Annotated in this window: 22 protein-coding genes and 1 tRNA gene; 17 read left to right on the forward strand and 6 right to left on the reverse strand. The window is 62.7% G+C overall.

Going from position 1 to position 19310, the window contains the following annotated elements; all coding sequences use genetic code 11:
- Nucleotides 1-4 precede the first annotated feature (4 nt).
- The 8 genes from NKJ72_RS23295 (at nucleotide 5) to recQ (ending at nucleotide 7900) form a co-directional block, all read left to right on the forward strand.
- Entirely contained in the window at nucleotides 5-982 is a 978-nt protein-coding gene (locus NKJ72_RS23295) for a TRAP transporter substrate-binding protein (RefSeq protein ID WP_352479586.1), read from the forward strand.
- Between the two features lie 103 nt (nucleotides 983-1085).
- A complete protein-coding gene (locus NKJ72_RS23300; RefSeq protein WP_352479635.1) occupies nucleotides 1086-1613 on the forward strand; it encodes a TRAP transporter small permease in 528 nt (175 codons plus the stop codon).
- 4 nt (nucleotides 1614-1617) lie between these two features.
- Nucleotides 1618-2898, forward strand: a complete 1281-nt coding sequence (locus NKJ72_RS23305; RefSeq protein ID WP_352479587.1) for a TRAP transporter large permease — start codon at nucleotides 1618-1620, stop codon at nucleotides 2896-2898.
- Nucleotides 2899-2908: 10 nt separating this feature from the next.
- Nucleotides 2909-3685, forward strand: a complete 777-nt coding sequence (locus NKJ72_RS23310) for a FadR/GntR family transcriptional regulator (RefSeq protein ID WP_254820462.1) — start codon at nucleotides 2909-2911, stop codon at nucleotides 3683-3685.
- Nucleotides 3686-3713: 28 nt separating this feature from the next.
- On the forward strand, nucleotides 3714-4571 hold the full coding sequence (gene kduI / locus NKJ72_RS23315; RefSeq protein WP_352479588.1) for a 5-dehydro-4-deoxy-D-glucuronate isomerase: 858 nt from the start codon (nucleotides 3714-3716) through the stop codon (nucleotides 4569-4571).
- Complete coding sequence (kduD, locus tag NKJ72_RS23320) at nucleotides 4568-5335, forward strand: 2-dehydro-3-deoxy-D-gluconate 5-dehydrogenase KduD (protein ID WP_352479589.1); 768 nt, start codon at nucleotides 4568-4570, stop codon at nucleotides 5333-5335. Before kduI ends, kduD begins: the two co-directional genes overlap by 4 nt.
- A gap of 24 nt (nucleotides 5336-5359) precedes the next feature.
- Nucleotides 5360-5698, forward strand: coding sequence for a cupin domain-containing protein (locus tag NKJ72_RS23325; protein WP_352479590.1), 339 nt, complete (start codon nucleotides 5360-5362; stop codon nucleotides 5696-5698).
- 363 nt (nucleotides 5699-6061) lie between these two features.
- Nucleotides 6062-7900 carry a DNA helicase RecQ gene (recQ, locus tag NKJ72_RS23330; RefSeq protein ID WP_352479591.1) on the forward strand — a complete coding sequence of 613 codons (1839 nt, stop codon included), beginning with the start codon at nucleotides 6062-6064 and terminating at the stop codon, nucleotides 7898-7900.
- A gap of 21 nt (nucleotides 7901-7921) precedes the next feature.
- Here recQ and NKJ72_RS23335 read toward each other — a convergent pair whose 3' ends face one another.
- Together NKJ72_RS23335 and NKJ72_RS23340 are read right to left on the reverse strand one after the other, a co-directional pair.
- Nucleotides 7922-8176: a hypothetical protein gene (locus tag NKJ72_RS23335; protein ID WP_352479592.1), complete on the reverse strand. Its 255-nt coding sequence runs from the start codon at nucleotides 8174-8176 to the stop codon at nucleotides 7922-7924.
- Between the two features lie 173 nt (nucleotides 8177-8349).
- Complete coding sequence (locus NKJ72_RS23340) at nucleotides 8350-9267, reverse strand: alpha/beta fold hydrolase (protein ID WP_352479593.1); 918 nt, start codon at nucleotides 9265-9267, stop codon at nucleotides 8350-8352.
- A 725-nt stretch (nucleotides 9268-9992) separates the two neighbouring features.
- On the opposite strand from NKJ72_RS23340, the gene NKJ72_RS23345 reads away from it, so the two are divergent.
- Together NKJ72_RS23345 and NKJ72_RS23350 are read left to right on the forward strand one after the other, a co-directional pair.
- The gene (locus NKJ72_RS23345) at nucleotides 9993-10592 is read left to right on the forward strand and encodes a TetR/AcrR family transcriptional regulator (RefSeq protein WP_352479594.1); all 600 of its coding nucleotides are present in this window, start codon (nucleotides 9993-9995) and stop codon (nucleotides 10590-10592) included.
- A 77-nt stretch (nucleotides 10593-10669) separates the two neighbouring features.
- On the forward strand, nucleotides 10670-11245 hold the full coding sequence (locus NKJ72_RS23350) for a DUF308 domain-containing protein (RefSeq protein ID WP_352479595.1): 576 nt from the start codon (nucleotides 10670-10672) through the stop codon (nucleotides 11243-11245).
- 73 nt (nucleotides 11246-11318) lie between these two features.
- Here NKJ72_RS23350 and NKJ72_RS23355 read toward each other — a convergent pair.
- A tRNA-Ser gene (locus NKJ72_RS23355) sits at nucleotides 11319-11408 on the reverse strand.
- Nucleotides 11409-11745: 337 nt separating this feature from the next.
- Between NKJ72_RS23355 and NKJ72_RS23360 the strand changes: the two genes are divergently transcribed.
- From NKJ72_RS23360 to NKJ72_RS23370, 3 genes are all read left to right on the forward strand, one after another.
- Nucleotides 11746-12399 (forward strand): 50S ribosomal protein L21, encoded by a 654-nt coding sequence (locus NKJ72_RS23360; RefSeq protein WP_352479596.1) that lies wholly within the window; start codon nucleotides 11746-11748, stop codon nucleotides 12397-12399.
- A 98-nt stretch (nucleotides 12400-12497) separates the two neighbouring features.
- Nucleotides 12498-12767 carry a 50S ribosomal protein L27 gene (gene rpmA / locus NKJ72_RS23365; RefSeq protein ID WP_023678077.1) on the forward strand — a complete coding sequence of 90 codons (270 nt, stop codon included), beginning with the start codon at nucleotides 12498-12500 and terminating at the stop codon, nucleotides 12765-12767.
- 115 nt (nucleotides 12768-12882) lie between these two features.
- Nucleotides 12883-13470: a GNAT family N-acetyltransferase gene (locus NKJ72_RS23370; protein WP_254820471.1), complete on the forward strand. Its 588-nt coding sequence runs from the start codon at nucleotides 12883-12885 to the stop codon at nucleotides 13468-13470.
- Between the two features lie 10 nt (nucleotides 13471-13480).
- Here the strand turns inward: NKJ72_RS23370 and NKJ72_RS23375 are convergent, their stop codons facing one another.
- Nucleotides 13481-14350 (reverse strand): endonuclease/exonuclease/phosphatase family protein, encoded by an 870-nt coding sequence (locus NKJ72_RS23375; protein WP_352479597.1) that lies wholly within the window; start codon nucleotides 14348-14350, stop codon nucleotides 13481-13483.
- Between the two features lie 171 nt (nucleotides 14351-14521).
- On the opposite strand from NKJ72_RS23375, the gene obgE reads away from it, so the two are divergent.
- Nucleotides 14522-15553, forward strand: a complete 1032-nt coding sequence (obgE, locus tag NKJ72_RS23380; protein WP_352479598.1) for a GTPase ObgE — start codon at nucleotides 14522-14524, stop codon at nucleotides 15551-15553.
- Between the two features lie 2 nt (nucleotides 15554-15555).
- Entirely contained in the window at nucleotides 15556-16701 is a 1146-nt protein-coding gene (proB, locus tag NKJ72_RS23385; RefSeq protein ID WP_352479599.1) for a glutamate 5-kinase, read from the forward strand.
- Between the two features lie 7 nt (nucleotides 16702-16708).
- On the opposite strand, the gene NKJ72_RS23390 is transcribed toward proB, so the two are convergent.
- Nucleotides 16709-16903: a hypothetical protein gene (locus tag NKJ72_RS23390; RefSeq protein ID WP_352479600.1), complete on the reverse strand. Its 195-nt coding sequence runs from the start codon at nucleotides 16901-16903 to the stop codon at nucleotides 16709-16711.
- Nucleotides 16900-17184: a hypothetical protein gene (locus NKJ72_RS23395; RefSeq protein WP_352479601.1), complete on the reverse strand. Its 285-nt coding sequence runs from the start codon at nucleotides 17182-17184 to the stop codon at nucleotides 16900-16902. Before NKJ72_RS23395 ends, NKJ72_RS23390 begins: the two co-directional genes overlap by 4 nt.
- Before the next feature lie 77 nt (nucleotides 17185-17261).
- Between NKJ72_RS23395 and NKJ72_RS23400 the strand changes: the two genes are divergently transcribed.
- Nucleotides 17262-18542: a glutamate-5-semialdehyde dehydrogenase gene (locus NKJ72_RS23400; protein WP_352479602.1), complete on the forward strand. Its 1281-nt coding sequence runs from the start codon at nucleotides 17262-17264 to the stop codon at nucleotides 18540-18542.
- 135 nt (nucleotides 18543-18677) lie between these two features.
- The gene (locus NKJ72_RS23405; RefSeq protein ID WP_352479636.1) at nucleotides 18678-19265 is read left to right on the forward strand and encodes a nicotinate-nucleotide adenylyltransferase; all 588 of its coding nucleotides are present in this window, start codon (nucleotides 18678-18680) and stop codon (nucleotides 19263-19265) included.
- Nucleotides 19266-19310 lie beyond the last annotated feature (45 nt).

Raw genomic sequence — 19310 nt, forward strand, 5'->3', positions numbered from 1 at the left:
ACCAATGCTGCATTTTTCTAGACTGGCGGGAGCTACGCTAGTTGCCGCCGCACTGCTGGCCGGATCGGCAAGCGCCCAGACGGTCCTGCGCTCGTCCGACACCCACCCGGATGGCTATCCGACGGTCGAGGCGGTCAAATATTTCGGCGAGCTGGTGAAGGAGCGCACCGCCGGCCGCTATGTGGTCGAGATCTATCCTTCCGCGCAACTTGGCGAGGAAAAGGACACGATCGAGCAGGTGCGCACCGGCGTGATCGATCTCAACCGTGTTTCGATGGCGCCGTTCAACGGGCTCATCCCCGAGACCACCGTGCCCTCGCTGCCCTACATCTTCCGTTCGGAAGAGCATATGCACAAAGTCATGGACGGGGCGATCGGCGACCAGATCGCGGCGGCGTTCGACCAGGTCGGGCTGGTGCTGCTCGCCTTTTACGACGGCGGTGCCCGCTCCTTCTACAATTCGAAGAAGCCGATCAACACTGTAGCCGATATGGCCGGGATGAAGTTTCGCGTCATCCAGTCCGACATCTTCGTCGACATGGTGGCGGCACTCGGCGCCAACGCGACACCGATGCCTTATGGCGAAGTGTATTCGGCGATCGAGACTGGGGTCATCGACGGCGCGGAGAATAATTTTCCGAGCTACGACACTGCCAAGCACGCGGAAGTCGCCAAGTATTATTCGCTCGACGAGCACACGATGGTGCCGGAAGCCTTCGTCATGGCGAAGTCGAGCTGGGACAAGCTGACGCCGGAAGACCAGGCGATCTTCAAGGCGGCCGCCAAAGAAAGCGTCGCCAAGCAGCGCGAGCTGTGGACCGCCAAGGTCAAGGAATCGCGCGCCAAGGTCGAGGCAGCAGGTTCGCAGATCACGACGCCGGACAAGCAGCCCTTCATCGACGCGATGGGGCCGGTCTACGAGAAGCACGTCAAGGACGACAAGCTGAAGGCCATGGTCGAAGCCATCAAGGCCGTGCAGTGATCAGGCGGCGGCGCGGACATTCCGCGCCGCCATCCTCTTGCGGAGAAAACCGGTGACTTCCAGCCCAAAACCAAGACCGCTCCTGTCCGGCGTCGCGCAAGTGATGTCGCGCGTCAGCACGGCGGCGCTGTCGATCGCCGGCATCGGGCTGGTGCTGATGACCGCCTTCGTCGCATGGCAGGTGTTCGGCCGCTATGTTCTGAACCGCTCGCCGAGCTGGACCGAGCCGGGCTCGGTGATGCTGATGAGCTGGTTCATTTTCCTCGGCGCCGCCGTCGGTGTGCGCGAGAACTACCATCTTGGCTTCGACGTCCTGCTCTACGTGCTGCCGAAAGGCGGCAAGCGTTGGCTGCGGATGATTTCGGACCTCGTCGCGCTCGCCTTCGGCATCGGCATGATCTGGTATGGCAGCCAGCTGGTCGCATTGACCTGGGGCTCTACCTTGCCGTCACTCGGCATATCGGGGGGCTGGGATTACGTCCCGCTTGTCGCGGGAGGCGCGCTCATCGTGCTCTTCACGCTGGAGCGCATCGTGCTTCGCCTCTCCGGTGCGCCGATCGACGATGCCCTCGATGAACTGCCGCCGGCCGAAGTCGCGGCCGAACTCGACACCGCGAACGTGAAGGTCTGACGCCATGGAACTGTGGATTCTGTTCGGCGTCTTCACCCTGCTGATGCTTATCGGCACGCCAATCGCTTTCTGCCTCGGCGTCGCAAGCCTTGCCACCGTCCTCTATATGGGCCTGCCGCCGCTCATCGTGTTCCAGCGACTGAATTCCGGCATGAGCGTCTTTTCGCTGCTGGCCATTCCGTTTTTCATCTACGCCGGCGACTTGATGGTGCGCGGCGGCATCGCCAGCAAGATCGTTGCCTTCGCCGGCTCGCTCGTCGGTCATTTGCGCGGCGGCCTCGGGCAGGTCAACATCGCCACCGCTACACTGTTCGGCGGCATTTCGGGCTCCGCGGTGGCGGAGGCAGCGGCGGTAGGCGGCCTGATGATCCCGCAGATGAAGGCGCGCGGCTATGGAGCGGACTACGCCGTCAACGTTACATCGATGGCGGCGCTGATCGCGCTGCTGCTGCCGCCGTCGCACAACATGATCATCTATTCGATCTCGGCAGGCGGAAAGATCTCCATCGCCGATCTGTTCACGGCCGGCATCATCCCGGGCCTGCTGTTGGCCCTGTCACTGATGATCACCGCCTATTTCGTGGCGCGCTCCCGCGGCTATCCGACCGAGCCGTTTCCGGGCTTCACCGCCGTTGCGCATCTCTTCGCCGTCGCGGTGCCCGGCCTGCTGCTGATCGCGATCATCTTCGGCGGCGTACGATCGGGCGTGTTCACGGCTACCGAGAGTTCCTGTATCGCCGTCATCTATGCGTTGTTCGTAACCGTCTTCGTTTACCGGCAGATGACCTGGGAAGGTTTCGTTCATGCCACCTACGGCGCCGTGCGCACCACGGCCATGGTGCTGCTCATCATCGGCATGGCGGCGGCGTTCTCCTGGTTGATGGCGTTCCTGAAAGTGCCGGCAGCGCTCATCGCCTCTATGAACGCGATCTCGGACGATCCGCTGGTCGTGCTTCTCCTGCTCAACCTCCTGATGCTGTTCCTCGGCACCTTTATGGACATGGGGCCGACGATCATCATTTGTACGCCGATCTTCCTGCCCGTGGCGCAGGCCTACGGCGTCGATCCGGTGCATTTCGGCATCATCATGATCCTCAATTTCGGCATCGGGCTGAACACGCCGCCGGTGGGCGCGGTGCAGTTCGTGGCGTGCGCAGTGGGCAAGATATCCGTCTGGGAATCGATGCGCTCGATCTGGCCGTTCTATGGCGCAGGCCTCGTGGTGCTGGGGCTCGTCACTTACATTCCGGCCATTTCGCTGTGGCTGCCGAGCGTCTTCAAATAGGAGGTGCGACATGGCCTCAGACACCGCAGCCGGCCTCCGCGTCGAACGAAGACCGAAACTTTCGGAAACCGTCGTTGCGGCGATCCGCAAGCAACTGCAGGCGGGCGAGATCCAGCCAGGGCAGAAGCTGCCGACCGAGGGCCAGTTGACCGAGACCTTCGGGGTCAGCCGCACGGTGATACGCGAAGCGCTGGCCAAACTTGCCGCGGACGGCCTGGTCGAGCCGCGCCAAGGCGCCGGCGTCTTCGTCACCGAGCATATCTCGACAGCATTCGGTGCTCTGGCAGCGGAGATGGGCAGCAAGGATTCGATCGCCCTCAACGTGCTCGAAGTCAGGTTGGCGATCGAGATCGAATCCGCCGGGCTCGCTGCCATCCGCCGCAACGCCGCGCAGGAAGCGGCGATCCAGGAAGCCTTCTTCGAATTCGAACGGCTGCTCCTCAACAGCGAGCCGACGGGACCGGCCGACCTTGCTTTCCACCGCGCAATCGCCAGCGCCACCAACAATCCGTTCTATGTCGAGATGCTCGACGTGCTCGGCCGGCGCGCCATTCCTTGCGACGTGACCTCGCCATGGTCGACCGAGATCGCCCAATCGGACGCCTACCAGCGCGGCCTGCAACGTGAGCATCTGGTGATCCTCAAGGCCATCTCGGCAGGCGATGCGGAGGCGGCCCGGGAGGCGATGCGCGCGCATCTCGGTGCCAGCCAGCAGCGCTATCGCGAGCGCCTGCACGCGCGCCAGGTTTTTTATGCCGACTCGGTCAAGGCCGCGGGAACTGAATAAGCAATTGAGGCAGCCCCATGGGACAGCAATGAATCACACTGACAATCATACGGATTTCACCTCCCGCTTCGCCATCGATCCCGTTTCTGCCGCTGCCATGGGAACGGACGAACTGCGACACAATTTCCTGATCGAGGGCTTGTTCCGGCCCGGCCGCATCGGCCTGACCTACACCCACTACGACCGCATGATCGTCGGCGGCGCCATGCCCGCCGGTACGCCGCTGCTGCTGCAGGCGATCAAGCCGACCGGGACCAAGAATTTTCTCGACCGCCGTGAGATGATCATCGTCAACATCGCCGGTGCCGGCATCGTGAAAGCCGGCGGTCAATCCTACGAGCTGCCGGCGCGCGACATGCTCTATCTCGGCATGGGCACGGATGAGGTATCGTTCGCTGCGACCAATCCGGCAGCGCCGGCTAAATTCTACCTGCTCAGCGCGCCGGCGCATCAGGGCCATCCCAACCGGCTGATCCGCATCGGCGATGCCAAGCGGCTCGATCTCGGCAGCCAGGCGACCTCCAACGAGCGCTCGATCTTCCAGTTCATCCATGCCGATGGGGTAAAGACCTGTCAGCTTGTCGTCGGCATGACGCAGCTTGCCTCCGGTTCGGTCTGGAACACCATGCCATGCCATGTGCATGACCGGCGCATGGAAGCCTATCTCTATTTCGATCTGCCGGAGGCGGCGCGGGTGTTTCATTTCATGGGCGAGCCGGACGAAACGCGCCATCTCGTCATGCGAAACGAGGAGGTGGTGCTGTCGCCGGGATGGTCGATCCATTCGGGCGCCGGCACCTCGAACTACGCCTTCATCTGGGCGATGGCCGGCGACAATGTCGACTATACCGACGTCGACCTGGTAATGATGGAGGAGCTCAGGTGAGCGAACTCTCTGCGTTCAGCCTTGCCGGCAAGCGCATCCTCGTTACCGGCGCCAATACCGGCATCGGCCAGGGCATCGCCGTGTCGATCGCGCGCGCCGGTGGCGCGGTGGTCGGCGTTGGCCGGTCGGCGATGGACGAGACGGCGGAGAAGATTGCGGCGGCCGGCGGCCGCTTCGAGGCAGTCCGCTGCGACCTTGGCGACGATGCCGCTGCCCAGGCGATGCTTGACCGCGTCTGGGATGATACGGGGCCGCTCGATGGCCTGGTCAACAATGCCGGCATCATCCGGCGTGCCGATGCGGTCGACTTGACCAAAGCCGACTGGGACGACGTCATCGGCGTCAATCTCAAGACGGTGTTCTTCCTCAGCCAGCGCTTTGCCAGGCGTGTCCTTGCCGAGCCGGGGCGGCGCGGCAAGATCGTCAACATCGCCTCGGTGCTGAGTTTCCAGGGCGGCATCCGCGTTGCCTCCTACACCGCCTCCAAACATGGCGTGCTCGGCATCACCCGGCTGCTTGCCTGCGAATGGGCGGCAAAGGGCATCAATGTCAACGGCATTGCGCCGGGCTATATCGAGACCAACAATACCGAGGCGCTGCGCGCCGATCCCGACCGCAGCGCGTCGATCCTGGCGCGCATTCCGGCCGGGCGCTGGGGCGCGCCGGAAGACATCGGCGACGCAGCCGTCTTCCTGCTGGCGCCGGCGTCGAACTATATGCATGGCGCGGTGATGCCGGTGGACGGCGGCTGGCTGGCGCGATGAACAACCAAAGATGAGAGTTTGGCGATGACCGGAACCAAAATCTTCTCGCATGCCGGTGAAGGCGCATGGACGCCGACGCCGGATGGCAACCGCAGGCGCGTGCTCCTGCACACGGACGAGCTGATGATGGTCGAGTTTGGTTTCGACAAGGGTGGCGTCGGCGCGCTGCACTCGCACCCGCACGTCCAGGCGAGCTACGTCGCTGAAGGGCGCTTCGAGGTCACCATCGACGGCAGGACCGAGATCCTGGGAGCAGGAAGCAGCTTCATCGTTCCTTCCAACCTTGTCCATGGCGTCAAGGCGCTGCAGGCGGGACGACTGGTCGACAGCTTTACGCCGCACCGCGCCGATTTCCTCGACTGAGCTGTGGGCCCGAAGATCAGGCAACCGGTTCTCAGAACGAAAAAACCCGCGCCTCCGGAGAGACGCGGGCGTGTTGCCTGGGCGCTTGTGGCGCCGCGGTACTCAAAACATCACCGCAGAACCTGAACCTGCCGAATGATGGTGAAGATAGGATTAACCGCTCCGAGGCGGTGCGATATTCACAGCCAAAGCGAATAGGGGCTGGAAGGACGGTCTGATATCGGCCAATGAGAGAGAAGTTCGCCTCGGGCGGTGCCGCGGACAGGACCAGAGGGGTCGATAAATGTTCGAATCTGCTGTCCAGGCAATCATCTGGCGATTCGCCGGCGAATTTCGGCAGGTCGTATCCCCGAAAGTTCCCTAATGCAGATAGCGGCGAGCGTCCCGGTGGAGGATTCCAAGCGGCGCGTCCTGAAGGATGTATTCGGCTTCGATGATTTTCGTCTCGGCCAGGCGGCCGTGATGGAGGCGTTGCTGGCCGGGCATCATGTGCTGGCTGTCATGCCGACCGGCGCCGGCAAATCGCTCTGCTACCAGGTCCCGGCGCTGGTGCTGGGCGGGCTCACCATTGTCGTTTCGCCGCTGGTGGCCCTGATGCAGGATCAGGTCGCCGCATTGCGGCTTGCCGGCGTGGCGGCCGATACGATCAATTCCTCGCTCGACCGCGATGCCAATGTCGCTGCATGGCGCCGTGTCGCCGCAGGCCAGACGCGCCTGCTCTATCTTGCACCGGAGCGGTTGATGACCGTGCGAATGCTCGAGGCGTTGACCAAGCTCGATGTCCGGCTGATCGCCATCGACGAGGCACATTGCATCTCGCAATGGGGACCGGCGTTCCGGCGCGAATACGAAGAATTGTCGAGACTACGTGATATCTTCCCGAAAGTGCCGATCATTGCGCTGACGGCGACGGCGGACGAGACGACGCGCACCGACATTGCCGCGCAACTGTTCGACGGGCGCGTCGATACGGTGGTGCTCGGCTTCGACCGGCCGAACATCAAGCTAGGCATTGAGCCCAAGCAGGACAGCAAGCGCCAATTGCTAAACTTCGTGCAGCGCCATGCAGGCCGCAGCGGGATCGTCTATTGCCTGTCGCGCAAAAAGACCGAAGAGATGGCGGCGTTCCTCGAGCGGAACGGCGTACGCGCGCTCGCCTATCATGCCGGAATGAGCAAGGACGCGCGTGAAGCGAATCAAAACGCCTTCATGACCTTGTCCGGCGTGGTGATGGTGGCGACCATCGCCTTTGGCATGGGGATCGACAAGCCGGACGTCGCCTATGTCTTCCACACCGACCTGCCGGGCAGCTTGGAGGCCTATTATCAGGAAATCGGGCGGGCGGGCCGCGATGGGCGGGCGGCCGAGGCACATATGCTCTTCGGTCTCGGCGATATCCGCATGCGTCGGCTTTTCATCGAAGACGAGGACGCGCCGGCTGAGCACAAAAGGCGCGCGCATGGCCGACTCGATACGCTGATCGGTTATTGCGAGACGACGCAGTGCCGCCGTCAGATCCTGCTTGGCTATTTCGGCGAGAGTGCTTCGCCTTGCGGCAATTGCGACAACTGCCTCGACCAGGGGCCGCATGCGGATGGCGAAGCGGAGGCGCGGATCATCTTGGCGGCGATCGCACAGACCGGCGAGCGCTTTGGCGCCGCCCATGTCGTCGATGTTCTGCTCGGCCACGAAACCGAGAAGGTCCTGGACAGGAGCCACCACAGGCTTGCCAGCTTCGGCACCGGTGTCGCGCACAAGAAAAATGTGTGGCTGTCGCTGGTGCGCCAGCTCGTCGCGGGAGGGTTTCTGACATTGGACTCAACCGGCCATGGCGGCGTCGCCATTGCCGAGAAGGGCCGTGCGCTGGCTCGGGGCGAGGCATCGTTCCGGTATCGCGTGGACGCGCGCCAGTCATCGCGAGGCAAGATACGGACCGCACAGGATACCGCAGCAGGCACGGAAGGTCTGGATTCGGTGCTGCTGGCCGCGCTCAAGGCTGTACGGCTGCGTCTTGCCCGGGAACGCCAGGTGCCGGCCTTCGTGATCTTTTCGGATCGTACACTGATCGATATGGCCGAACGCTGCCCGCGCGATCTGGACGCCTTCGCCGCGGTCAACGGCGTCGGCGCCGCCAAGCTCAAGGATTTCGGCGAGATATTCCTCGGCGCGATCGCTGCGCATCAATCTGGTGTGGCGGGCTGAAGACCCACTTCAGTGACGTAATCAGCACCTGCTTCGCCTCGCCGCCGCAATCGCAGCCTCCTGCTGCCGCAAGCGCTCGATCTTCGCACTCTGGCGGGCAGTAACAGCAGAGGCGACACGCTGCCCTCCCAACAGCCAGCCCGGAATGTTGGTGTGGACGACTTTGCCGCGAGCGATGGCTGTCGCCGACATTTCGTCGGCGACAGCGCCCATCGCCACGTTGAGCTCGACGCAACTCATCTTGTCGTATTTCGCAGCATCGAAGGATGCAGGCAAAGGCGATGCGCAACTTCCGACAAACATCAGGCTGCATATCAGAGGCGCGGCCGTGGAGATCGCCTTCATTTTCTTTTTAAGCACGTTGACGCCGGCCGAGCGAATTTCGGAGGGTTCTCGATCTCAGGCCGCGAAGCACTCCCGAGGTTCGGCGTAACTGAAGCATGTGACCTCTACAATACTCTGTGCTGACCGTCCTGTTTATCCTCGAAGAATTCCGAGAGTGCCGCTGCGATCTTTTCGGGGTGCTCTTCTGGGAAAAAATGCCCGCCTTGGACAGCGCGTCCTTCCGCCCTGTCGGCCCATTTCCTCCAAATGGCCAGCGGCCCGCCTTCTTGCGCATACCAGTTCTCCAGGGCGCCTTCGCCACTCCAAAGCGCCAGTAGCGGACACTCGATGCGACGACCGTTTACCTGGTCCAGCGCGTCATGTTCACGATCGATCGTCGCAGCGGCGCGATACTCTTCGCAGATGGCGTGAATATGCGCGGGATCGCGAAGCGCATCAACATAGGCGTCCCTGACCTCTTTGGAGACCATTTTCGCCGACGATCCCCACTGCGTTATTGCATCGTCGACGACGGCATCGGGAGCCGCGCCTATCAGACGCTCCGGCAGGGGCTCCGGCTGGGCAAGAAGGCTCCAGGGCCAGAAGCCGAGCGCCAGTTTGGCATCCGCCCGATCCCATGTTGCGGCGGTGGGGATGATGTCGAGGACGGCGATTTTGAGCACTTTGTCGGGATGGTCGAGCGCCAGGCGATAGGCAACCCGCCCGCCACGGTCATGCCCGGCAACCATGAACCGCTCAAACCCCAGCTGTTTCATGGCCTGAACCATGTCGCCGGCCATGGCGCGCTTGGCGTATGGGCTATGATCGGCAGAGGAAACCGGGCATCCGCTTTGCCCATAGCCTCGAAGGTCGGCGGCGACCACCGTGAAGTGGGGCGCCAAGGCTGCGGCGATATCCCTCCACATCAGATGCGTTTCTGGAAAACCGTGAAGAAGCAGCAGCGGCGGACCGGTGCCACCAACCCTTGCGAAAATGGTCGTATCGTCCAGTCGCAAGCTGGTGGCTCTGAAACCTGCAAACACCGTCAGCCTCCTCGGGCGCCCTTAGACAAACTCTCCAAGGGCGCTAACGGTCGCCGAGGCTTGAACCCCGGCCGCAATGGCCAGGGTTCAAGCCGGCCAGTTGCTAGAATCGAAACCAGACCCACACGCGCCTGCGGAAGCACCGCCTGCGCCGATAGCCATTTCGCCAGTAAACGCGACAGACCCTTCTCCAAGCACGCCGGCGGCGCCGACGCGGCCGGTGCCACCGGCGATGATAGACTGGTTGCAACTCGGCTTGAGTTTCGTCGTCGTCGAAGGTTTCGACATCCGGCGCCTCGAGTTCATCGAGAATGCCGCTTCTGGCAGTTGGAACGCCGGCCACTGCGTTGATTGGCCGAACTGTGCTTGCAAGGGCCGCGGCCCCGGCAATGCCAAACATTCCTGTCAAAAATAGTCGCCGATCCATGGAAACCTCCCAGTCTTCAACCAGCGATAGAACAAGGCTAACGATGGGGAGATAGCGCAGTCAGTGCAAACGCCTAGTGCCGCCCGGCGATCGCAATGATCCGGTCGGCCGGAGGGCGATGCCCTCCTCCCCGAAGTGGGATGGCTACCTCGATCGACAAACACCCGGCGCTTTCTGAATTTATGGCGAGCCGAGATCAATGAAGATCGAATGACGTCTACGCCAAAGCCACCCAATTTCACGCTACTCGCTTTGCAAGTAGGCTTGACGGCCATCCTACCAGAAGGTAGGTACGGGCATGAGCAACTTGTCTACCACCTCTGACGACATCCTGGCTTGTGCGCGTTCTCTGATCGTCGCTGGCGGCTACAACGGTTTCAGTTATGCCGACATCGCTGATGTGGTCGGGATCCGTAAGGCGAGCATCCATCACCATTTCCCAAGCAAAGTCGATCTGGTTCGGACGCTGGTTGCGGGGTATCGGGAAGAAGCTGAAGCGGGGATGGCAAATGTCGAACTTCACGAATCCGATCCGCTCGAACAGTTGCGGATCTATGCCAGGTATTGGGAAGCCTGCATTGCGGACGCCAGCGCCCCGTTTTGTATCTGCGCGCTGTTGGCAAGCGAGCTCCCCGTTCTGCCCGAGGAAGTCAGCCTTGAGGTCCGGGCGCATTTCCGCTCCCTGTCGGCTTGGCTTACATCCGTGCTGGAGCGCGGCGCGCGGCGCGGCCAATTTCAACTGATGAGTACCCCTCGCGCCGAGGCTGAAGCGTTCATGGCGACTGTCCACGGCGCGATGCTTTCGGCACGGGCCTATGGCGACCCGACGATATTCGGCGTCATAACAGGCCCGCTCCTGGAGCGGCTCGCTCCGCGTTCCCTCCACATACGACACTAAGATCTCAACCAACCATAGCCGTAACGGCTCCGCGACGTTCGTCAAGACTCTCTACCTACTAGTCGAAAGGACATCCAATGACGGTTCACAATCGCGATCTTTCCCGTGCCAGCCAGGAACAATGGCTCAAGCTCTATTACTTCGCTCGGACGGCGTTCTCGGCTGCCTGGGTGGCGGCTGCCTTTACGGTGGGACAGAATTCCGGGGAGATCGCGGCGGTGTTACTCGTGGCTTATCCTGCATGGGATGCCCTGGCCAATTTTGTCGACGCATCGCGCAGCGGAGGATTGGGACAGAATCGCACGCAGACCATCAACGTCGTGGTCAGTGTGGCGACAACGCTCGCGGTCGTTGTTGCGCTGAAGATGAGCATGAATTGGGTGCTCGGGGTGTTCGGCCTATGGGCGATCCTGTCCGGCCTGCTTCAACTCGGCACCGCTGTCCGCCGTTGGAAGAGCTCTGGTGCACAGTGGGCGATGATCCTGAGCGGAGGGCAATCAGCGCTGGCAGGCACCTTTTTCATCGTGCAGGCGCGGATGCCGATGCCGCCATCCATCAGCAACGTGGCCGGCTATGCCGCAGTAGGCGCCCTCTACTTTCTGGTTTCGGCGGTGTGGCTAAGTGTGAGCCAATTGCGGCGGAAGGCTGCATAGGCCGCGATCTTAAGCCATTACCGGCGCGATGAGAGATGCAGTTATCTATGGCTCGGGTCGTACCATTCCGAAGTGGCGGAGAGGGAGGGATTCGAACCCCCGATGGGCTTGCACCCATGCCGCATTTCGAGTGCGGTGCATTCGACCACTCTGCCACCTCTCCGCGGTCATGGTCCGCCGTTGCCGGCGCGGCGCACTAGATAACGGCTGGACAGGCAGGTTACAAGGGCCAATCTGCCCCGTCGCCGCAGCTTCTGTCCCTGCTTCCTTCGAGCCTCCGGCAGCCGCTGCTCGATATTTGCAAGGACTGGGCTCACCCGTTTGCAGCTTGCCCGCGGCGCTTGCCTTGACTCAAACCGAACCTTCGGTTAGGGACAGCGCGCAATCGGCGTGGAGGGATCTTCCGCGCCGCTTGTTTTTTGAACCCGCAGACTGACAAAAAGACGGCCGAACCGCCTAAGGCGGTTCATCAAGGCCGACCGAACAGCGAAAGGCAAAAAATGTTCGCAGTCATCAAAACGGGCGGCAAGCAGTATCGCGTTGCCGCCAACGATCTCCTGAAGATCGAAAAACTCGAAGCCAATGTCGGCGATATCGTCGAGATCGGCCAGGTGCTCGCGCATGGCGAGGGCGAGAACGTCACGTTCGGTGCGCCGTTCGTCGACGGCGCCTTGGTCACCGCCGAAGTCGTCGAACAGGGCAAGAACCGCACGGTCATCGCCTTCAAGAAGCGCCGCCGGCAGAATTCGCGCCGCAAGATCGGCCATCGTCAGCTTTTGACCACCGTCAGGATCGCCGAGATCCTGCTGGATGGCGCCAAGCCGGCGAAGAAGGCCGCCGCCAAGACTGAGGTAAAGGCTGCTCCCAAGAAGGAAGCCAACGCAGAGGCTGCGCCGAAGGAAACCGAGGCCAAGGCAACCGAAACCGCCGCTCCGCTGTTCAAGGCACCGAAGGGCGAACCGGACGATCTGACCGTGATCAAGGGCATCGGCCCGGTTGCAGCCGGCCAGCTCAACGAACAGGGCATCACGACCTTCGCACAGATCGCCAAACTGTCCGACAAGGATGTCGCCAAGATCGACGAGCACATGCCGTTCAGCGCCGACCAGATCAAGGACTGGCGCGAGCAGGCCAAGGAATTGGCGAAAAAGTAGAACGAACCGGCGCAATCGTCGCCGGATCGGACTTGAAACGGAACGCGAACGCGTTCATAAGATCGTTTAGGCGCCTCACGGCGCATCGGAGTAGTTAGATGGCACACAAGAAAGCTGGCGGATCGTCGCGCAACGGTCGCGACTCCCATTCCAAGCGACTCGGCGTGAAGAAGTTTGGCGGCGAAGCCGTGATTCCGGGCAACATCATCATTCGTCAGCGTGGCACGACGTGGCATCCCGGCACCAATGTCGGCATTGGCACGGACCACACGCTGTTTGCGCTCGAAGCTGGCGCAGTCACCTTCAACAAAAAAGCCAATGGCCGAACCTACGTATCGGTGAACCCGATGACGAAGGCAGCGGAGTAGCCGGTTCCGCACGAGAACACCGGCACCCATCTCGGGACCGGTGTCTGGCCAAGCCAGGAAAAGGATCAGGGGAGATGGGTTTCCATCTCCCTTTTTTCTTGCCTGGAGGACTGACATGGTTGCCGAAGCGGAAGACTCAGACGACGAAAGTTACACGATAGATTGCCCGGTGCTCGCGACCGAGCGGCTGGTCATGCGTGCCCCGCGTGAAAGCGACATCGAGCAATTGGTGGCGCTCGCCGACAACCGCCATGTCGCGGAAATGCTGGCTCGCATGCCGCATCCCTATGGCGAGGCGGAGGCACGCGCTTTCCTGGCTATGACGGCATCGCGCCGGGCTGGAATCGCCTATGCGTTGACGCTGGCCGGCACCGAGACCTTCGTCGGCTGTGCCGGACTCAACACAACGGATCGCGGGCTGGAGCTCGGCTACTGGATCGGCGAGCCGTACTGGAAACGCGGCTACGCGACGGAGGCAGCGCACGCACTGGTCGACCTTGCCTTCCAGAGAACCACGATCCAGGTGCTGCACGCCTCGACGCGGGTTATCAATCCGGCCTCGCGCCGCGTCATCCACAAATGCGGCTTCCAGTATGCCGGCCAGGGCATGCTGAATTCGATCGTTGCCGGTCAGGTGCCGGTCGAACGCTACCGCCTCGATCGCAAGACCTGGACCAGTCTCAGGAACTGGGTGCATTTTTGATGGATGCGGCTCACGCCATCTCTGGCCAGACCGGCAAGTGGTCCGAACCGGCCGCTTGCCGGTCGACCCACAGGCGCCTCAGCGATTTGGCAAGCGAGGCGCTGGTGAAGATGTAGTCGATGCGCTTGTAGCGGCTGGCATCGCCTGGCCGCTTGGGGTCGACCCAGGTGACGAGATCGGCGCCGGCAGCGCCGAGGCGCACGGCGGCATCGACGGCGAGGTCGGCAGTCACCGGCATGCCGAATTCATGGTCGGGTTGGCCGGCGAGTTCGACGTGCTCCGACGATCCGGCGAGCATGTTGAAGTCGCCCATGACGACGAAGGCTTCAGGACAAGGCAGGTCCGGCAAGCCGATCTCGGCGACGCCGGAGAGCCCGCCGCCCTCGAGCGGGTAGTTTAATAGGCGTTCGCGCAGAAAGCGGATTTGGCTCAGGCGTTCAACCGGGCTGCGGTGGTCGAGATGGGTGGAATAGAAGCGGATCGGACCAAGCGGCGTTTCGATCAGCGCCTCCAGCGCGCCGCGCTGGAAGTTCATTGCTTCGAAACTGCGGCTGCGCGGCAAAAGGAGATTGCGCGACAGATGGATCGGCGTCCTCGACAGCACCATGTTGCCGAGCTGGAAGGTGGTCGTGATGGCGCGGCCGTTTTCCAAGCGCGAGCCAGCGTCGGCTTCGAAATTGCTGCCGTAAACGGCAAAATAGTCGGGCAGCGCCTCGCCGAGTTCGGCCACCATGTCGCGGCCGCCATTCTTCGGGTTGGCGCGGGAGACCTCCTGCAGCGCGATCACGTCGGCGCCGCGCACGGCATCGGCGATACGGCCGACATCGTACCGGCCGTCGAGACCGACGCCGTAGTGGATATTGTAAGTTACCAGCTTCATTGCGACATCTCGCGCTTGGAAAGCCGAAGATCGATTTTCGGCAAGGGTCAACCAAAGGCTACGCGTCCAGAGATACGCGCGACGTTACAGTAGTAAAAACGGCCCTCGCCCTTCGACCCGCCTTGGTTTAGAGCAATCCCGCAAAGCCAATAACAGAAACCATACAATCCGATGAAATTTCTCGATCAAGCCAAGGTCTACATCCGCTCCGGCGACGGCGGCGCCGGTTCGGTGTCGTTCCGGCGCGAAAAGTTTATCGAGTTCGGCGGTCCGGACGGTGGCGACGGTGGCCGCGGCGGCGATGTCTGGGTGGAGGCGGTCGACGGACTAAACACGCTGATCGACTATCGCTATCAGCAGCATTTCAAAGCCAAGACCGGGACGCACGGTATGGGCCGCAACATGACCGGCGCCAAGGGGGCCGACGTAACGCTGAAAGTGCCGGCCGGAACACAGGTCTTTGCCGAGGACAATGAGACGCTGATCTGTGATCTGACGGTCGTCGGCCAGCGCTTTCTGTTGGCTAAGGGCGGCAATGGCGGTTTCGGCAACCAGCACTTCAAGACCTCGACCAACCAGGCGCCGCGCCGCGCCAATCCCGGACTGCCAGGCGAAGAGCTCAACATCTGGCTCAGGCTGAAGCTGATCGCCGATGCCGGCCTTGTCGGGCTGCCCAACGCCGGCAAGTCGACCTTCCTGGCGGCGGTCACCGCGGCCAAGCCGAAGATCGCTGACTATCCCTTCACCACCCTGCATCCGGGCCTTGGCGTGGCCCGCATCGACGGGCGCGAATTCGTCATCGCCGACATTCCCGGCCTGATCGAAGGCGCGCATGAAGGGGTCGGCATCGGCGACCGCTTCCTAGGCCATGTCGAACGCACGCGCGTCCTTCTGCATCTTGTCTCGGCACAGGAAGAAAATCCGGCCCAGGCCTACAAGACCGTGCGCGCCGAACTCGACGCCTACGGCAACGGGCTGACCGACAAGGTCGAAATCGTCGCGCTTTCCCAGGTCGACATACTCGATGCCGACGCACGCAAGAAAAAGACCGCCTCGCTGAAACGCGCCGCCGGCCGCGCGCCGATGCTGCTTTCTGCTGTCACCGGCGAAGGCGTCGAGGCGGTGTTGCGCGCGCTGATGGCTGTGGTGGCGGAGGCCCGCGAAGCTGTCGCTGCGCCGGTCGAGACGCGCTGGAACACATAGCCATGGCCGCGCAATCGCTGAAAAATTATCGGCGCATTGCCGTCAAGATCGGCTCGGCGCTGCTTGTCGACCGCACGACGGGCCTGAAGCGCGACTGGCTGGCCTCGCTTGCCGACGACATCACCGTGCTGGCCAATGGCGGCGCCGAAATTCTCGTCGTGTCTTCCGGGGCGATTGCGCTCGGCCGCACCATCCTCGGCCTCGGCAAGCGAGCGCTGAAGCTCGAGGAGAGCCAGGCCGCTGCTGCCGTCGGGCAGATCGCCTTGGCCGGCGCCTGGTCGGATGCGCTCGGCAAGAATGGCTTGAAATCGGGCCAGATCCTGCTGACGCTCGGCGACACCGAAGAGCGCCGCCGCTACCTCAACGCGCGGGCGACGATCTCGACGCTGCTCAAGATGACGGCAGTGCCGGTCATCAACGAGAACGACACGGTGGCGACATCGGAAATCCGCTATGGCGACAACGACCGGCTGGCGGCGCGCGTCGCCACTATGATGGGCGCCGACCTTTTGGTGCTGCTTTCCGACATTGACGGGCTCTACACGGCACCGCCTGCGCGTGACCCGCAAGCTCGGTTCATTCCCGTCGTCGACCGCATCACTCCCGACATCGAGGCAATGGCGGGTGCTGCCGCTTCGGAATTGTCGCGCGGCGGCATGCGCACCAAGCTCGACGCCGGCAAGATCGCCACCGCCGCCGGCACCGCCATGATCATCACATCGGGCACGCGGCTGTCGCCGCTGCTGGCAATCGAGCGCGGCGAGCGCGCCACCTTCTTCCGGCCGAGCGCCAATCCGGTCAAGGGTTACAAGACCTGGATCGCCGGGCAGCTCGAACCTGCAGGACGGCTGACCGTCGATGCCGGCGCGATCAGCGCGCTGCTCTCCGGCAAGTCGCTGCTGCCGGCCGGCGTCAAATTGGTCAGCGGCAATTTTGCGCGCGGCGATACGGTGGCCATCCTGTCGCCCGAGGGCCGCGAGATAGCGCGCGGGCTGGTTGCCTATGATGCCGCCGATGCCGTAAGGATCGCTGGCCTGAAGACGACCGAGATCGAAACCGTGCTCGGCTACGAGGCGCGTTCGGCGATGATCCACCGCGACGACCTCGTGGTGAGCGGCGCGGCCGACGGAGATGCAGCCCGCCATTGACGGCGCGCTACTGGTCAGGCTCATGCGGCCATTTGGGTGGGTTGCGATATCGATCCTGAAAGTCCTGGTATATCTTCAGAAGTTCGCTGCAACCTCCCAACTCCGCTTCGATGCCAGCCTTGGCACGTCGATCCACTTCGGCTTGGGGAACATCCTTGTCGTCTTCGACGACGAGATCGCGGATGAGCGCGTCAGTCGTCATTGCTTCTGCCCCTTCCATCCTTTTTTGAATTCCGCCTCAAGCCGAGCGCGCGGCCCACATCCATGCAACTCTTCAACAACGACGTTGATCTGGGAAAGCGGTGTCGGTGGCGCGCCGCAATAGCGCTCAGCGAGTGCGAGGGACATCATCGAGCTTACCATAAGCATGGCCTTGCCGTCGGGGCTCTCTCCAGGTTCAAATTTGTCGTCGCAGTAGTCCGCGGCACGGAGGCTTGTCGGTATGAGCATCGCGCCGAGAGCAACGAGGATAACTGTCTTCATTCTGCTTCCTCAAATTTGCGGCCATTGCCGCGAAGGCTGCCCGCGTGTAAATCCACCAGCTTCACTGGATCGGTCAAATGCTGAACAAACACCAAGGCGATGATGTAGCCAGTTTGATGACACGGATAGGCCGCAAGGCGCGCGCTGCCGCCCGACCGCTGGCCATTGCGAACACTGCTGCCAAGAATGCCGCGCTCCTCGCCATGGCCGACGCCATCATCGCCCGTGAGCAGGACATTCTCGATGCTAACGCCATCGATGTTTCGAATGGTCACGAATCCGGGCTTTCCGCCTCCTTCATAGATCGGCTGAAGCTCGATCCCGCCCGCATCCGCGCCATGGCAGACGGGATCAATGAAATCGCCGGGTTGCGCGATCCGGTCGGCGATGTCATTGCCGCCTGGGAGCGGCCGAACGGGTTGCATATCGAACGGGTGCGCACGCCGCTTGGCGTCGTCGGCGTCATCTATGAGAGCCGGCCGAACGTGACCGCCGATGCAGGCGCGCTCTGCCTCAAGGCGGGCAATCCGGTGATCCTGCGCGGCGGCTCGGATTCGGCGAATTCTTCCGCCGCGATCCATGCCTGCCTGGTCGAGGGGCTGAAGACAGCCGGGCTGCCGGAGGATGCCATACAGTTGGTGCCGACCACCGATCGCGCCGCCGTCGGCGAAATGCTGAAAGGGCTTTCCGGCAATCTCGAGGTCATCATCCCGCGCGGCGGCCGCAGGCTGGTCGAGCGTGTGCAGAACGAGGCACGGGTGCCGGTCTTCGCGCATCTCGAGGGCATCTGTCATCTCTATATCGACGGATCGGCCGATCTCGACATGGCGGTCAAGATCGCGGTCAATGCCAAGATGCGGCGCACCGGGGTGTGCGGTGCTGCCGAGACGCTGCTGGTCGACCGTGCCGTCGCCGGCACGCACCTGGTGCCGATCCTCGGGGCCCTACAGGCGGCAGGCTGCGAGATCCATGCCGATGCCGAGGTGCTGAAGCTTTATGCCGATGCCCAACCCGCGACCGATGCAGACTGGGTGACCGAATATCTCGATGCCATCATTGCGGTGAAGCTGGTCGACGGCGTTGCCGGCGCGATCGAGCATATCGAGAATTTTTCATCGCATCACACCGAGGCGATCATCGCCGAGGATGCAAAGGCCGTCGAACGGTTCTTCAGCGAGATCGATTCGGCGATCCTTCTGCACAACGCCTCGACCCAGTTTGCCGATGGCGGTGAGTTCGGTATGGGCGCCGAAATCGGCATTGCCACCGGCAAGATGCATGCGCGCGGGCCGGTCGGCGTCGAGCAACTGACGTCGTTCAAATACCGCGTACGCGGGTCGGGACAGGTGAGGCCTTGACCTTTTTCGCCGCTAGGGCTTGAAGTTTGCGCCCAGCCACCCCCCTCTGTCCTGCCGGACATCTCCTCCGCAAGGGGGGTGCTTAGCACGATGCTATCCCCTTCCGAGCATCCCGTCCCTCCGCGCTACCTCAAGATGCCGCATGCCGGGAAAGGCGTGGCGGTCGGGCTGTTCGGCGGTTCGTTCAACCCGCCGCACGCCGGCCATGCGCTGGTCGCCGAGATCGCGCTCAGACGCCTTGCGCTCGATCAGCTGTGGTGGATGGTGACGCCCGGCAACCCGCTCAAGAATGCCGGTGACCTGGCACCGCTGGCCAAGCGGCTGGAGCTATCCGAAAAGATCGCCAAGAACCCGAAGATCAAGGTCACCGCCTTCGAGGCGGCCCACCGCGTCCGCTTCACCGCCGATACGCTGGCGCTGGTCAAGGCGCGTAACCCCGGCGTCGATTTCGTCTGGATCATGGGGGCCGACTCGCTTCGCGACTTCCACCGCTGGCAGCGCTGGCGCCGCATCGTCATGACGTTCCCGATCGCGGTGGTCGACCGGCCGGGCGCGACACTGTCGTTCCTGTCGTCTGTGGTCGCCAAGACGTTCGACTATGCCCGCGTAGACGAGGGCGACGCGCCGCGGCTCGCCCGCATGGACGCGCCGGCCTGGACCTTCATCCACGGCCCTCGTTCGTCGCTGTCGTCGAGCGCGATCCGCAAGGTAGCAAGGGGCTGAGCCGACACGGAAGGCAAGACCGCTGATGTCGCTTTTGCCGCTGCC

Source organism: Mesorhizobium sp. M0045, assembly GCF_040323385.1.
GTDB lineage: Bacteria > Pseudomonadota > Alphaproteobacteria > Rhizobiales > Rhizobiaceae > Mesorhizobium.